1 protein-coding gene is annotated in these 1,278 nt (G+C 66.4%); it reads right to left on the bottom strand.

Going from position 1 to position 1,278, the window contains the following annotated elements:
• Window positions 1-63: 63 nt before the first annotated feature.
• Window positions 64-1,278, bottom strand: a 1,215-nt coding sequence (locus ACFE99_RS23605; protein ID WP_375489094.1) for a class II 3-deoxy-7-phosphoheptulonate synthase, incomplete at its 5' end; no start/stop codon positions are given.

The raw sequence follows: 1,278 nt of genomic DNA, 5'->3' as shown, positions 1-1,278 counted from the left end.
ATCGGCCTGCGCCGCCGCGGGGTGGACCGTCGGCAGCAACCTAAGCGGCCTGCTGGCCGGCTTCTAGTCGCGCAGCATCTCGGCGACCAGGAACGCCAACTCCAGCGACTGCTGCGTATTCAGCCGCGGGTCACAGGCGGTCTCGTAGCGGCCTACCAGGTCGGTGTCCGAAATGTCTTGCGCCCCACCCAAACATTCCGTCACGTCCTCGCCGGTAATCTCGACGTGAATACCACCCGGGTGAGTGCCCAACGCCCGGTGCACCTCGAAGAAGCCCTGCACTTCGTCGACAATGCGGTCGAAATGCCGGGTTTTGTAGCCGTTGGACGATTCGTGGGTGTTGCCGTGCATCGGATCGCACTGCCAAATCACCTGGTGACCGGTTGCCTGAACCTTCTCGATGATCGACGGCAAAAGATCACGCACCTTGTTGTTACCCAGCCGGCTCACCAACGTCAGCCGGCCCGGCTTGTTGTGCGGGTCAAGCCGCTCGACATATTCGACGGCCAGCTCCGGAGTCATCGTCGGGCCGATCTTGACGCCGATCGGGTTGGCGATGACTTCGGCGAAGGCGATGTGCGCCCCGTCGAGCTGGCGGGTCCGCTCCCCGACCCAGACGTAGTGCGCCGAGAGGTCGTAGAGCTTCGGCTTACCGTCGGGCTCTGCAGAGAGCCGCAGCATGGCGCGCTCGTAGTCGAGCACCAGCGCCTCATGGCTGGCGTAGATTTCGGCCGTCTCGAGGTTGCGGTCGGCCACCCCGCAGGCGCTCATGAACGCCAGCCCGCGCTCGATCTCGGAGGCCAGCGCTTCGTAGCGCGCGCCGGCCGGCGAGGTGCGCACGAATTCCCGGTTCCAGTCGAGCACCCGGTCCAGTGACGCCAGCCCCGACGACGTCAGCGCCCGCACCAGATTCATCGCCGCGCTGGCGTTGGCGTAGGCGCGCACCAGCCGCGACGGGTCATGCTCGCGGGCGGTGGAGTCCGGGGCGAACCCGTTGATCATGTCCCCCCGGTAGGACAGCAGGCCCAGCGCGTCGATGTCGGCCGACCGGGGCTTGGCGTATTGGCCTGCGATCCGGGCCACCTTGACCACCGGCAAGCTGGCACCGTAGGTCAGCACGACCGCCATCTGCAGCAAGGTGCGGATATTGCCGCGGATATGTTGCTCGGTGTTGTCGGTGAACGTCTCCGCGCAGTCGCCGCCCTGCAGCAGGAAGGCCTCGCCGCGGGCGACTTGAGCCAGCAGCTCTTGCAGCCGCACAATCTCCGACGGCACCGT

It is taken from the genome of uncultured Mycobacterium sp., assembly GCF_964249325.1.
In the GTDB taxonomy this organism is placed as follows: domain Bacteria; phylum Actinomycetota; class Actinomycetes; order Mycobacteriales; family Mycobacteriaceae; genus Mycobacterium.
This window is presented reverse-complemented; position numbering and strand designations above follow the sequence as displayed.